Here is a 13,053-nt window from a genome sequence, read left to right on the forward strand (position 1 = left end):
CAGATTCGAGAGGCCGTCAACCGTTAATTCAGGCTTTCTGCAAAAAAGCTTATAACCGCCTTAAAAACGCGCTCCTGCTATATATAGAAGAACTACAAGACCCCCGCCTGACGCAGAAGACAGACCTCTGCCGGATCAAGCCCCAATACAGCCTGCAGCACCTCGGACGTATGCTCGCCCAACAAAGGCGGCGCATAGCGATACTCGACAGGTGTTTCAGAAAGCCGGATCGGACTGGCAACCGAAGGAGCACTCCCACCCAGCGCGTGGGGCAGGCTTATCGCGAGCCCACGCGCCTGAACTTGCGGATCAGCGAACACCTGCGCAAGGTTATTGATCGGCCCACAAGGCACCCCGGCGACCTCCAGCTCGCTAACCCACTGCGCAGTCGTCTTGAACACTGTCGCCTGGCGAATCAGCGGAATGAGCTGCGCCCGATTGGCGACTCGCAGCTTATTAGTAAGGAAACGCGGATCGTCCGCCCAGTGCGACTGGCCCGCGACCTCGGCAAACTTGCGGAACTGGCTGTCGTTGCCCACCGTCAGGATGAAGTCGCCATCAGCGGTCGGAAAATCCTGATACGGCACAATATTTGGATGCGCGTTACCCAACCGTTGTGGCGCCGTCCCTGTGGTCAGATAGTTCATGGCCTGATTGGCGAGACAAGCCACCTGCACATCCAGCAATGCCATATCGATATGCTGCCCCGAGCCGCCCTGATCACGATGCGCCAAGGCGGCCAATATCGCCGTAGTCGAATACAGCCCGGTCAGAATATCCGTCAGCGCAACACCAACCTTCACCGGCCCCGCCCCCTCATCACCCTCAGGCCGCCCGGTCAGACTCATCAGCCCACCCAGGCCTTGAATCATGAAGTCATAGCCGGCGCGCTTGGCATAAGGCCCAGTCTGTCCGAAGCCAGTGATCGAGCAATAGATGAGCTGCGGATTGATTGCCTTGAGCGACTCGTAATCCAGGCCGTATGCAGCCAGGCCGCCGACTTTGAAGTTCTCGATCACGATGTCGGATTTGCCCGCCAACTCCCTCACCAGTTTCTGACCTTCAGGTCGGGTGAAGTCGATGGTGACTGACTGCTTGTTTCGATTCGCGGAGAGGTAATAAGCCGCCTCACTGGTATTCTCGCCGTCGGCGTCCTTTAGAAAAGGAGGCCCCCAGGCGCGCGTGTCGTCCCCATTGCCGGGGCGCTCGACCTTGATAACCTCGGCACCGAGGTCCGCCAGGATCTGCCCGGCCCAGGGCCCGGCCAAAACCCGCGACAGATCCAACACCCTTATGTGTGAAAGCGCACCCATGATCGGCCCCTCTATTAATAGAACGCCTGGATGCCGGTTTGCGCGCGCCCGAGAATCAGCGCGTGAACGTCGTGCGTACCTTCATAGGTATTCACTACTTCCAGGTTGACCAGATGGCGCGCGATACCGAACTCATCGGAGATCCCGTTACCGCCGAGCATGTCGCGAGCCATGCGCGCGATATCCAGGGACTTGCCGCAGGAGTTGCGCTTCATGATGGACGTTATCTCCACGGCAGCGGTGCCTTCATCCTTCATACGACCCAGACGCAAGCAGCCTTGCAATGCCAAAGTGATTTCAGTCTGCATATCTGCGAGCTTTTTCTGGATCAGCTGATTAGCCGCCAGCGGGCGGCCGAACTGATGACGGTCCAGCGTGTATTGCCGAGCGGTGTGCCAGCAGAATTCGGCTGCGCCCAGTGCGCCCCAGGAAATGCCATAGCGCGCCGAGTTCAGGCAGGTGAACGGGCCCTTAAGGCCGCGCACATCCGGGAATATGTTCTCTTCGGGCACAAACACGTTATCCATGACGATTTCGCCAGTGATGGACGCACGCAAACCGACCTTGCCATGAATCACCGGAGCACTCAGTCCGGACCAACCCTTCTCCAGAACGAAACCGCGGATGTCACCGGCGTCGTCTTTACCCCAGACCACGAAGACATCGGCAATCGGGCTGTTGGTGATCCACATCTTGCTGCCCGACAACCGATAACCGCCTTCAACCTTTCTGGCACGGGTGATCATCGCGCCAGGGTCCGAGCCATGATTGGGCTCGGTCAGGCCGAAACAGCCGATCCATTCGCCGGAAGCGAGCTTGGGCAGATACTTCTGTTTTTGCGCCTCGGTGCCAAACTCGTTGATCGGCACCATCACCAGCGAGGATTGCACACTCATCATCGAACGATAGCCGGAGTCCACGCGCTCCACTTCCCGAGCGATCAATCCGTAACACACGTAATTCAGGCCGCTACCGCCGTATTCCTCAGGAATCGTGGCGCCCAGCAGGCCGATTTCACCCATCTCGCGGAAAATCGCCGGATCGGTCTGCTCATGACGAAATGCTTCGAGGACTCTGGGCGCCAGCTTGCCTTGGGCGAACTGCGCAGCGCTGTCGCGCACCATGCGCTCTTCTTCAGTGAGCTGTTGATCCAACAGCAGTGGATCGATCCAGTTGAAGCTTGCCTTGGCACCCATGAAAAAACCCTCACTCAGTCATGCAGATGTGTTGTGCATTGATCCTAGACCCGCAGCAGCCTCGTCACAAACGAGGATTTCGCATACTCTTGTGCTAATTTCTCACTCCGAGATTGCTCAACCCTCAATATTCATTGCTGATTAGTGAGTGCTACGAACATGCGCCGCAAAATACCCAGTACTGCCGCCTTGGTCAGCTTTGAAGCCGCTGCACGCCATGAGAGTTTTACCAAGGCCGCTGAAGAACTTTCACTGACCCAAAGCGCTATTTGCCGACAGATCGGCAGCCTTGAGTCTTTCCTCGGCGTGGAATTGTTCCGACGTTCGCGGCGCGGGGTGAAGCTGACAGAAGCGGGCCTTTCCTACAGTCGACGCGTGGCGATGCAACTGGACGCGGTCGAGCGGGACACCTTGTCAGTCATGGGCCAGCAAGGGACGAATGTCATCGAACTGGCGGTCGTGCCCACTTTCGGCACTCAATGGCTACTGCCACGGCTCAAGGATTTCCAAAAGCTTCATCCTGAAGTGACGGTCAATCTCACCAACCGCACGCGCCCTTTTCTCTTCGCGGATACCGAGTTCGATGCGGCGATTTATTTTGGCGATGCCGACTGGCCGGGTACCGAGTCCTATCGTTTGATGGGCGAAAATCCCATGCCGGTGTGCAGCCCGGCATTGCTCAATGACCGAGCCCACCTCGCCCCGGACGAAATAGCCGAGCTGCCGCTACTGCAGCAAACCACTCGGCCCTATGCATGGCGGCAGTGGTTCGGCGGGCTCAACTTCAGCGTCCCACGGGACATGACAGGCCCGCGCTACGAACTCTTCTCGATGCTCGCCCAGGCGGCCATTCACGAAATGGGGGTCGCGCTGATACCGCCTTTCCTGATCCAGCGAGAGCTGGCCGAACAGCGCCTGGTGATTGCCAACACCTACGCGCTGTCGAGTATCAAGGCTTACTACTTGATGATTCCTGTGCGAAAAGCCGAATCGGCCTCTTTACGCGCATTTCGAGACTGGCTGATAGAACAGGCAAAAGCTTACGAGCTAATGAAATCAGGGGTTCCACAGACACTCTGAATATGTAGTGCTTGATAGCAACAACTACATATATAAACTTATGTCGCCTTGTTGAAACTGTATTCCCGCCAGGAATAGCAGCCATAAACCGCCGGAATACAAGGGCTGCAGGCCTGTTCAAGGCAACTTTTGATCTTTTTTAATTTTTAAATCATCAACTTCGAAAAAATCGTCTATTTTCCCTTAAAGCCCCGTATATAAAGGGCTGTAGTCGATCGTTGCGACATTAGGTCACAGGATGACTTGTAGTTAATTTATGGTCTCATTACAGAATCTGTTGAAGAGACCGAACTTCGCCTGCAAAATGCCGCGCCCGCCCTTGTTCGGCTGGGTCGTGCTGATCGGCAGCTAAAAGTACCGCTCTGGCGCTCTCGACTCATTGAGAACTATAAAAAGATCACGCAGGAGACTTCACGTGCATATTGGCGTTCCTCTCGAGACCCAAACGGGTGAAAAGCGGGTAGCTGCAACCCCGGAAACCATCAAGAAATTGATCGGTCATGGCCACCGCGTCACGGTGCAAAGTGGAGCAGGCCTAAACGCCAGTGTCCCGGATAGCGCCTATGAAGCTGCAGGTGCCACTATTGGTACGCTCAGTGATGCCTTGGGCGCCGAGTTGCTGCTCAAGGTCGCAGCCCCCAACGATAGCGAGCTGTCGCATATAAAGAGCGGCGCGATCGTGGTCGGGATGCTCAACCCCTTCAACAGCGAAACCATCGGCAAGATGGCCGCGCAAGGCATTACCGCCTTCGCCCTCGAAGCGGCGCCGCGTACTTCCCGCGCGCAAAGCCTGGATGTGCTGTCCTCGCAAGCCAACATTGCCGGTTACAAAGCCGTGCTGCTCGGCGCGCATCACTATCCGCGCTTCATGCCAATGCTGATGACCGCCGCCGGCACCGTAAAGGCCGCTCGTGTTCTGGTGCTGGGTGCTGGTGTGGCCGGCTTGCAGGCGATTGCGACGGCGAAACGTCTGGGTGCGGTGGTCGAGGCGTCCGATGTGCGTCCGGCCGTGAAAGAGCAGATCGAATCGCTGGGCGCCAAGTTTATTGATGTGCCGTACGAAACCGACGAAGAACGCGAATGCGCGGTCGGGGTTGGCGGCTATGCGCGCCCGATGCCTGCCAGCTGGATGCAGCGCCAGGCCGTTGCCGTACATGAGCGCGCCAAACAATCGGACATCGTTATCACCACCGCTCTGATTCCGGGCCGCAAGGCTCCGGTGTTGCTCAGTGCTGAAACAGTGGCGCAAATGAAGCCCGGTTCGGTGGTCATTGATCTGGCCGCCGCGCAAGGCGGCAATTGCCCGCTGACGGTTGCTGATCAAGTCGTGGTCGAGAGCGGCGTGACTATCGTCGGTCACACCAACCTGCCTGCGATGGTCGCCGCTGACGCGTCCGCGCTGTATGCCCGCAACCTGCTGGATTTCATGAAGCTGCTGTTCGATAAGGACGGGCAACTGCACATCAATCTCGAAGACGACATTGTCGTCGCGTGCCTTATGTGCCGCGACGGCCAAGTTATCCGCAAGAACGGTTAAGGATAAAAATAATGGAAGAGCTGATCTCCCCAGGTATCTACAACCTGATCATCTTCGTTCTCGCGATCTACGTGGGTTATCACGTGGTCTGGAACGTCACACCCGCATTGCACACCCCGCTCATGGCCGTGACCAACGCGATCTCGGCCATTGTCATCGTCGGCGCCATGCTGGCCGCCGCACTGACCGTTACACCGCTGGGCAAAACCATGGGCACGCTGGCCGTGGCGCTGGCCGCCGTCAACGTGTTCGGTGGCTTTCTAGTCACCCGCCGCATGCTGGAAATGTTCAAGAAAAAAGCACCTAAAGCCAAGGAAGAGGTGCGCAAGCCATGAGCATGAATCTCGTCACCGTGCTGTATCTGGTCTCTGCGATCTGCTTCATTCAGGCGCTCAAGGGTCTTTCTCATCCGACCACATCACGCCGGGGCAACCTGTTCGGCATGCTGGGCATGGGGCTGGCGGTGATCACCACCATCGGCCTGGTCTACAAACTGGCGGCGCTGTCCAACACCAGCGCCGGCATCGGCTACATCCTGATTGGCTTGCTGGTAGGCGGCACCGCTGGCTCGATCATGGCCAAGCGCGTGGAGATGACCAAGATGCCGGAGTTGGTTGCATTCATGCACAGCATGATCGGCCTAGCTGCGGTGTTCATCGCCATTGCTGCAGTGGTCGAGCCGCAATCCCTGAACATTGTGGCTAACCTGGGTGATGCGATCCCCACGGGCAATCGCCTGGAGTTGTTCCTCGGCGCCGCTATCGGCGCAGTGACCTTCTCCGGTTCGGTGATCGCGTTCGGCAAGCTTTCGGGGAAGTACAAGTTCCGCTTGTTTCAAGGCGCACCGGTACAGTTCGCCGGCCAGCACAAACTCAATCTGGTGATGGGCCTGGCCACGCTGTTTTTTGGCCTGATCTTCATGTTCACCGGCAACCTGAGCGCCTTTGCCGTGATGCTGGCGCTGGCGTTCGTGATCGGTGTGCTGCTGATCATCCCGATTGGCGGCGCAGACATGCCGGTCGTGGTCTCGATGCTTAACAGCTATTCAGGCTGGGCGGCGGCGGGTATCGGTTTTTCGCTGAATAACTCGATGCTGATCATTGCCGGTTCGCTGGTGGGATCGTCCGGGGCAATCCTCTCGTACATCATGTGCAAGGCGATGAACCGTTCGTTCTTCAATGTGATCGGCGGCGGCTTCGGCGGGGCCAAGGACGTTGCCGGCCCGGCGGGCGCCACGGAAGCGCGTCCGGTCAAGTCCGGCTCGGCCGACGACGCGACCTTCCTGCTGACCAATGCCGACACCGTGATCATCGTGCCCGGCTACGGACTGGCAGTGGCACGGGCGCAACATGCGCTTAAAGAGCTGACGGAAAAACTCACTCACCACGGCGTCACGGTGAAGTACGCGATTCACCCGGTTGCCGGACGCATGCCCGGCCACATGAACGTGCTGCTGGCCGAAGCCGAAGTCCCTTATGACCAGGTGTTCGAGATGGAGGACATCAACTCCGAGTTCGGCCAGGCCGACGTGGTGCTGGTGCTCGGTGCCAACGACGTGGTCAACCCGGCGGCGAAAAACGATCCCAAATCGCCCATCGCCGGGATGCCGATTCTGGAAGCGTTCAAGGCCAAGACCATCATCGTCAACAAGCGCTCGATGGCTAGCGGCTATGCCGGTCTGGACAACGAGTTGTTCTATCTGGATAAAACCATGATGGTGTTCGGCGATGCCAAAAAGGTGATCGAGGACATGGTGAAGGCGGTCGACAACGCGTAGTCTCCAAACGCGCTTTTCGAAGCCCCAGTTCGCGAGTCGGCTGGGGCTTTTTACATTCCATGTAACAGTGTTTTGCGTTGCAACCCGCTAATTAGAGCCTCCAGATGCGACCTTGGTAGCGGGACGAAAAACGCCCAACTCACTAAACTGGGTCCTCGCTTCCACCCCCGAGATAAGAATCCAATGTACCGTGACCGTATCCGCTTGCCTTCGCTCATGAGCAAGGTGATGAGCGCGGCTGATGCCGCAGCCTTGATTCAGGACGGCATGACCGTCGGCATGAGCGGTTTCACCCGTGCAGGTGAAGCCAAGGCGGTGCCCAAGGCACTGGCCGAACGCGCCAAAGACTTCCCGCTCAAGATCAGCCTGATGACGGGCGCCAGCCTGGGCAACGACCTGGACAAACAGCTGACTGAAGCCGGCGTGTTGTCGCGCCGCATGCCGTTTCAGGTCGACAGCACACTGCGCAAGGCCATCAACGATGGCTCGGTCATGTTCATCGACAGCCACTTGTCCGACACCGTCGAGCAACTGCGCAACCGGCAGATCAAGGCTGTGGACCTGGCCGTGATCGAATGCGTGGCAATCACCGAGGAAGGCCATCTGGTCCTGAGCACTTCGGTGGGCAACTCCGCGAGTTTCGCGATTCTTGCCAAAGAAGTGATCGTCGAGATCAACCTCGCCCAGCCGCTGGAGCTGGAAGGCCTGCACGACATCTATATACCCAGCTATCGCCCGACCCGTTTGCCGATCCCGGTACTCAATGCCGATACGCGTATTGGCAGCACCGCCGTGCAGATCGACCCGGCAAAAATCGTCGGCATCGTCATCAGCAATCAGGCCGACTCGCCCTCCACTGTGCTGCCGCCGGACACCGACACCCAGGCCATCGCCAATCACCTGGTGGAGTTCTTCAAGAAAGAAGTGCGCGAAGACCGCCTGACCAACAAGCTCATGCCGTTGCAGGCCGGGATCGGCACCATCGCCAACGCCGTGATGCACGGCTTGGTCGATTCGCCGTTTCACGACATGACCATGTATTCCGAGGTGTTGCAGGATTCGACCTTCGAACTGTTCGACGCCGGCAAACTGAGTTTTGCTTCCGGCAGCTCCATGACCTTGTCGGCCAGCAAACACGCCGAAGTCTTCGCCGACTTCAACCGCTACAAGTCGCGTCTGGTGCTGCGTCCTCAGGAAATATCCAACCACCCGGAAATCATCCGTCGCCTCGGCATCATCGGCATCAACACTGCCCTTGAGTTCGATCTGTACGGCAACGTCAACTCCACTCACGTGTGCGGCACACGCATGATGAATGGCATTGGCGGCTCCGGCGATTTCTCGCGAAACGCCCATCTGGCAATCTTCGTCACCAAGTCGATTGCCAAAGGCGGCGCCATTTCCAGCGTCGTGCCGATGGTCAGCCATGTGGATCACACCGAGCACGACGTGGACATTCTGGTCACCGAGCAAGGCCTGGCCGATCTGCGCGGCCTGGCACCTCGCGAACGCGCCCGGGTCATCATCGACAACTGTGTGCACCCAGCCTACCGCGCCGCGCTCAACGCCTACTTCGATGCCGCTTGCGCCAAGGGCGGACACACCCCTCATGTGCTGCGCGAAGCACTAAGTTGGCACTTCAGGCTGGATGAAACCGGCAGCATGCTGCCGGTTTGACGCAAACAGTTGCGGGTGAACAATACAATTTGTCGCCCGCCTGAAAACTGAAATGGCCATAACTTGAAAAACTGTACTTCTGTACCGGTGCTTTTCCAGCCCTAAAACGTCAATTTCACTACTTTGACGCACAAAATGCACCATTTAGGTGCTGACCGGTACAGTTGCCCCATTTACGAACAAAACAGTGCCTCTAAACAGTTAACTGAACCCTCACAATACAAGTGAACTGTGTCTACTGAGACTGGCCAACTGAGAGGAAGATTGGCACCAGTCAAGCCACTATCTAAACCCGCCACAAGCGGAAGGAAGTCACACCATGGAACGTACAGTCAGTTCCGACATGTTCTACGAAAACACCGCTACTACCGCTCAAGCTGCATGGCCGATGCGCGCATTCGCTAACCTGATGCTCTGGCAGCGTCGCCTTTCCAGCCGCCACCAATTGGCTCGCCTGGATTCGCGTTTGCTGGCTGATGCTGGTATCAGCGAGTCGCAACGCTACGAAGAGCTGAGCAAGCCGTTCTGGCGCTAATTTAGCGCACGCTGGTCCCTGACCTTCCAAGGTCTCTCACCAGCAACCCGAATTGCTACATACAAGACCCGTCGCAGGTAACTGCCGACGGGTTTTGTCATTTCAGGGCCCGGGATTTTTTGCACAGATTCGGCAGGACCGGACTTGTCCGGGAAGGCGTCCTGAACAGGTACAGTTTGATATAAGCTAATAACCACCTGTACAGTTCCGTCGATCAGTCACCGGCTATCCGCCGCGATGGCACAGGTGCGATTGCTGGGATAGGCTTAAGGGTTATTACGGCCACGCTTGATGAGTCAACTCTCTGGCCTGGTTTCATGTGCACCCAAACACCCGCACTTCCTTACCAATGGAGTTTCACCATGTCCCGCCTACGTTTGCTCAGCGCTGTAGTCCTGCTGGCCGCCGCAACAAGCGCAAGCGCTTCCAGCTTTGTCGTTACTACGGATGCGGTCGTGCGTGCAGTGGATGCTTCCACCAACGCCACTTCGAACATTTCCTCTTCCTTCAAAGATGACAAGATCGTGCGCGCCGCTCGCGATGACGCGGCAAGCTTTGTTGCCAGTGCTGGCGAGATCCGTGGCGTTCAGCTGGAAGGCGCCTTCCAGCATATCCGTCAACTGGCTCCGCAACTGGACGCTACCGACGCCCAACTGGCTCAAGCGATCCTGACCATCTGATGACGTTGCGACGGCGGTCGACGCTGATGTGTCGATCTGCCGGGCTGGCTCTGGAACGGCCATTGCGCTAGCCTTGGGCCTCGTTTCGCCAGTTTTCAAGACTATGCGTTTACTGCCACTTCAATTGCTGACGCCTTTGGCGATCATGATCTGGGCTGCCCCGGCCCAGGCGCTCGATACGACCACGCAAAGCCTGGTGATCAGTGGCTATGCCACCAGCCAGGTGACGACCGGCCCGTTCGACAACAAGCTGATAATTGCCGCCCAGGATGACGCTGCAGTGTTTATCGCCACTGATGGCCAACTGCGAGGAGCACAGCTTGAGTCGGCGTTGCTGTATTTGCGTCAGACCCAGCCAAAACTTCGTGCCAGCGACCTTGAACTGGCGCAGGCAATCCTCGTCCAATAACCGCTTTCTACTCTTCTGCATTTTTTTTGGAGACGTTTCATGCGTACCCCGCTGATTGCCGCCACTTTGGGCCTGCTGTTGCTGACCAACGTTGCCCAGGCTGAAACCGTCGTACAGACCAGTCACATCATCGTCAACGCGTTTGCCCGCACTATCGACTTCACGTCGGACACCACCACTTCGGTGCGCGACTCCAAGCTCGTCGTCGAAGCGAAAGATGATGCCGCCAGCTACGTTGCCAGCCGTGGCGATATCCATGGCGCGCAACTTGAAGCCGCCTTCGACATGCTGCGCACCCGCGTTCCCGAAGCCCGCAATGCCAGCGACCAGGTTCTCGCCGAAGCCATCCTCGCACTGTGAGGCACCTTGGTGCCTGGCTGTTGGCGTGCGCCCTGTCGCTGACCGCCACGAGCGCCTTAGCCAGCCTGAACCTGTCGCTGACCGCTGACGGGCTCAGCCCTGCGCAACAGCAGGCGACCCAGACATTGCTCGACGAAGCGCTGCTCGCGCTGCCGCCGAGCTTTGTCCGCGATCTGGATCGGCGCGTCGAAGTGCGCTGGTCCGCCGACATGCCGGCCAACGCCTATGGCCAGGCGTCCGGGCCTTATCGATTGGACCTCAACAGCAGTCTGCTGGCCGGCCTCACTGACGGTTCGGCTGCCACCGCGAAAACCAATCGACCCCACGGCACCGTGCGCAACGAAATGCTCGCGACTGTGCTGCATGAATTGACTCACATTTATGATCGCGCGCGACTCTGGCAAGCCCCACAACGCTCGCTGATTATCAAATGCTCGCGACGCAGCAACACCCTGGGCAAAGTCGGCCTGCCGGAAGACTGCCGGGGCGAAACCGATCGACGCTTCACCCTCAGCGACGACCCGCGCCTGCTGGACCTTGCCGGCTGGCCGCAATACGTGGGCCGCCGAGGCGAGCGCGAACAGCACAATGGCCAGGTCGCACGCAGCCCGGACATTTACGAAACCACCAGCCCGCTGGAATTCGTCGCGGTCAACATGGAGTATTTCCTGCTTGATCCGGCCTACGCCTGCCGCCGCCCGGCCCTGTACGAGTATTACAAGCAACACTTCGGCTGGGCACCCAAAGCGAAAGACGCCTGCCCGACGTTTTATCCCTACCTGAACGCCGGCAGCGACTTCGGTCGCCAGCCGCTGGGCAAGCTTGATCCCGAGCGCGTCTATGAGGTCGATTACCTGCTGGCCGAAGCCAATCAGAACATGATGAGTCGCTGGGGCCACAGCATGCTGCGTCTGGTGATCTGCAAACCGGGTCGCCCGCGCGGGCCCGACTGCCGACTGGATCTGGACCAGCATCTGGTGTTGTCCTATCGCGCTTTCGTTGGCGACGTGCAGTTGTCGAGCTGGGATGGCTTGATGGGCGCTTACCCGTCGCGGCTGTTCGTCCTGCCGTTGGGCCAGGTCATCGACGAATACACCAAAACCGAACTGCGCAGCCTGGCATCAGTGCCGCTCAAACTGTCCCGCCCGGAGATCGACGGGCTGGTGCAACACGCGGCGGAAATGCACTGGAGCTACGACGGCAATTACTTCTTCATCTCCAATAACTGCGCCGTGGAAAACCTCAAGCTGCTGCGCAGTGGCACCCACAATCCTCGGCTTGGCGATCTGGACAGCATCCTGCCCAATGGCTTGCTGGAAGTGTTGAAAGGTCGCGGCCTGGCCGACACCAGTGTGCTGGACGATCCCAAGGAAGCCTTGCGCCGAGGCTATCGTTTTGACTCCTACCGCGACCGCTATCAAGCGATGTTCGAAGTCGTGCGCAAACGCCTGCCCATCAAACAGACCACCGTTGAAGACTGGCTGTCGCTGCCCGCCGAGGAACGCAAGCCGTGGTTCGCCAAAGCCGATCTGCAAAGCAGCGCGGCAATGCTGCTGCTTGAACAAGCCAGCCTGCGTCGGCAATTGCTGACCGCTCAGGATGAAGTCAAGCAACGCTACCTGAGCGCTCGCGAACAAAAAGACGGCAGCGTCTCCAAAGCCACCCAGACGCTGCAGGAGATCCTCGCCAGCAGCGGCTTCCTGAGTCGACCGGCGGAACTGCTGGACAGTGGCGGCTATGGCTTGCCGCAAGCAGCGGAATGGAAGCGACTGGAAGATGAAAGCGGCCAGCGCCAGAAGCAGCTGCAACGCCTGAGCGGTGACCTGGATAAAGAAGTCCGCGCCCTGCTCGAACCCGAACGCGCCGCCGAAATAGCCGCCAACGAAGCCAACCTCAAACAACTGGGCGAGCACCTGCGCGCACTGCACAAAGCGGCGGGCGGGCTGGAGTTGCCTTGAGTGTTTGCAGACGAAATGCTGAATGCTGTAGGAGCGAATTTATTCGCGAGGGCGGCAGCACTGGCAACGAGTCGTGTCAGGCAACCCTCTCGCGATCAATCTAGCCCACTCCCGGCTAAAGCCGGTCCTACAGAAACGAGCACCTGCTAAACCTTCTTCTTTTTCGGCTTGAGATACTTCATCAAGCCCTGAAACCAGATCACCAGACCGGGATTGCCCTTGATCTGGATATCCTGATCCTGAATGCCCTTCATGAAAGCCAGCTGCTTGTTGCTGGCCTGCATCGTGGCAAAGCCGAACGCCGCATCCTTGAAACAAATGGCGAACGCGGGTTCCGCAACGGTACCGGCACGACTGCTGATGCGCTGGTCACTGACCACGAAATGCCGCGCCACTTTGCCATCGAAGGTTTGCAGCTGAAACGTCAGGGCCTTGCCGGCCAACTGTTGTTGAAACGCAGGATTGCTGCGACTGGCCCGAGACATCAACAGGCCCAGCATCCAGAGGAGAAAACGAAACTTCATGACACTG

Annotated in this window: 13 protein-coding genes; 10 read left to right on the forward strand and 3 right to left on the reverse strand. The window is 58.3% G+C overall.

Translation table 11 applies throughout. From position 1 onward, the window contains the following. Positions 1-92 precede the first annotated feature (92 nt). Both CFII64_RS14585 and CFII64_RS14590 read right to left on the reverse strand, forming a co-directional pair. Complete coding sequence (locus CFII64_RS14585) at positions 93-1,316, reverse strand: CaiB/BaiF CoA-transferase family protein (RefSeq protein ID WP_177325424.1); 1,224 nt, start codon at positions 1,314-1,316, stop codon at positions 93-95. Positions 1,317-1,327: 11 nt separating this feature from the next. Further along, positions 1,328-2,509, reverse strand: coding sequence for an acyl-CoA dehydrogenase (locus tag CFII64_RS14590; protein ID WP_020291563.1), 1,182 nt, complete (start codon positions 2,507-2,509; stop codon positions 1,328-1,330). A gap of 159 nt (positions 2,510-2,668) precedes the next feature. On the opposite strand from CFII64_RS14590, the gene CFII64_RS14595 reads away from it, so the two are divergent. The 10 genes from CFII64_RS14595 (at position 2,669) to CFII64_RS14640 (ending at position 12,522) form a co-directional block, all read left to right on the forward strand. Further along, on the forward strand, positions 2,669-3,589 hold the full coding sequence (locus tag CFII64_RS14595; protein ID WP_020291564.1) for a LysR family transcriptional regulator: 921 nt from the start codon (positions 2,669-2,671) through the stop codon (positions 3,587-3,589). Positions 3,590-4,004: 415 nt separating this feature from the next. Then, on the forward strand, positions 4,005-5,126 hold the full coding sequence (locus tag CFII64_RS14600; protein ID WP_020291566.1) for a Re/Si-specific NAD(P)(+) transhydrogenase subunit alpha: 1,122 nt from the start codon (positions 4,005-4,007) through the stop codon (positions 5,124-5,126). Between the two features lie 11 nt (positions 5,127-5,137). Continuing rightward, positions 5,138-5,461, forward strand: coding sequence for an NAD(P) transhydrogenase subunit alpha (locus CFII64_RS14605; RefSeq protein ID WP_003438157.1), 324 nt, complete (start codon positions 5,138-5,140; stop codon positions 5,459-5,461). After that, positions 5,458-6,903 carry an NAD(P)(+) transhydrogenase (Re/Si-specific) subunit beta gene (locus tag CFII64_RS14610; RefSeq protein WP_020291567.1) on the forward strand — a complete coding sequence of 482 codons (1,446 nt, stop codon included), beginning with the start codon at positions 5,458-5,460 and terminating at the stop codon, positions 6,901-6,903. Before CFII64_RS14605 ends, CFII64_RS14610 begins: the two co-directional genes overlap by 4 nt. Positions 6,904-7,086: 183 nt before the next feature. Beyond that, positions 7,087-8,580, forward strand: coding sequence for an acetyl-CoA hydrolase/transferase family protein (locus tag CFII64_RS14615; protein WP_020291568.1), 1,494 nt, complete (start codon positions 7,087-7,089; stop codon positions 8,578-8,580). 319 nt (positions 8,581-8,899) lie between these two features. Further along, positions 8,900-9,115: a DUF1127 domain-containing protein gene (locus tag CFII64_RS14620; protein ID WP_020291569.1), complete on the forward strand. Its 216-nt coding sequence runs from the start codon at positions 8,900-8,902 to the stop codon at positions 9,113-9,115. Positions 9,116-9,477: 362 nt separating this feature from the next. Then, positions 9,478-9,795 carry a DUF2388 domain-containing protein gene (locus CFII64_RS14625; protein ID WP_020291570.1) on the forward strand — a complete coding sequence of 106 codons (318 nt, stop codon included), beginning with the start codon at positions 9,478-9,480 and terminating at the stop codon, positions 9,793-9,795. Between the two features lie 103 nt (positions 9,796-9,898). Further along, positions 9,899-10,204, forward strand: a complete 306-nt coding sequence (locus CFII64_RS14630) for a DUF2388 domain-containing protein (protein WP_044901413.1) — start codon at positions 9,899-9,901, stop codon at positions 10,202-10,204. A 39-nt stretch (positions 10,205-10,243) separates the two neighbouring features. Then, positions 10,244-10,564, forward strand: a complete 321-nt coding sequence (locus CFII64_RS14635; RefSeq protein WP_020291572.1) for a DUF2388 domain-containing protein — start codon at positions 10,244-10,246, stop codon at positions 10,562-10,564. Then, positions 10,561-12,522: a DUF4105 domain-containing protein gene (locus tag CFII64_RS14640; RefSeq protein ID WP_020291573.1), complete on the forward strand. Its 1,962-nt coding sequence runs from the start codon at positions 10,561-10,563 to the stop codon at positions 12,520-12,522. Before CFII64_RS14635 ends, CFII64_RS14640 begins: the two co-directional genes overlap by 4 nt. Before the next feature lie 146 nt (positions 12,523-12,668). Here CFII64_RS14640 and CFII64_RS14645 read toward each other — a convergent pair whose 3' ends face one another. Beyond that, positions 12,669-13,046, reverse strand: coding sequence for an SCP2 sterol-binding domain-containing protein (locus tag CFII64_RS14645; RefSeq protein WP_020291574.1), 378 nt, complete (start codon positions 13,044-13,046; stop codon positions 12,669-12,671). Positions 13,047-13,053: the final 7 nt, after the last annotated feature.

Origin of the sequence: Pseudomonas sp. CFII64 (assembly GCF_000416235.1) — a bacterium.
In the GTDB taxonomy this organism is placed as follows: domain Bacteria; phylum Pseudomonadota; class Gammaproteobacteria; order Pseudomonadales; family Pseudomonadaceae; genus Aquipseudomonas.

What these genes read in the sequence shown, in the direction of transcription:
- CFII64_RS14590 (WP_020291563.1), bottom strand. Translation starts at nt 2,509, where the DNA reads ATGGGTGCCAAGGCAAGCTTCAACTGGATCGATCCACTGCTGTTGGAT.
- CFII64_RS14630 (WP_044901413.1), top strand. Translation starts at nt 9,899, where the DNA reads ATGCGTTTACTGCCACTTCAATTGCTGACGCCTTTGGCGATCATGATC.
- CFII64_RS14625 (WP_020291570.1), top strand. Translation starts at nt 9,478, where the DNA reads ATGTCCCGCCTACGTTTGCTCAGCGCTGTAGTCCTGCTGGCCGCCGCA.
- CFII64_RS14595 (WP_020291564.1), top strand. Translation starts at nt 2,669, where the DNA reads ATGCGCCGCAAAATACCCAGTACTGCCGCCTTGGTCAGCTTTGAAGCC.
- CFII64_RS14605 (WP_003438157.1), top strand. Translation starts at nt 5,138, where the DNA reads ATGGAAGAGCTGATCTCCCCAGGTATCTACAACCTGATCATCTTCGTT.
- CFII64_RS14615 (WP_020291568.1), top strand. Translation starts at nt 7,087, where the DNA reads ATGTACCGTGACCGTATCCGCTTGCCTTCGCTCATGAGCAAGGTGATG.
- CFII64_RS14645 (WP_020291574.1), bottom strand. Translation starts at nt 13,046, where the DNA reads ATGAAGTTTCGTTTTCTCCTCTGGATGCTGGGCCTGTTGATGTCTCGG.
- CFII64_RS14610 (WP_020291567.1), top strand. Translation starts at nt 5,458, where the DNA reads ATGAGCATGAATCTCGTCACCGTGCTGTATCTGGTCTCTGCGATCTGC.
- CFII64_RS14620 (WP_020291569.1), top strand. Translation starts at nt 8,900, where the DNA reads ATGGAACGTACAGTCAGTTCCGACATGTTCTACGAAAACACCGCTACT.
- CFII64_RS14635 (WP_020291572.1), top strand. Translation starts at nt 10,244, where the DNA reads ATGCGTACCCCGCTGATTGCCGCCACTTTGGGCCTGCTGTTGCTGACC.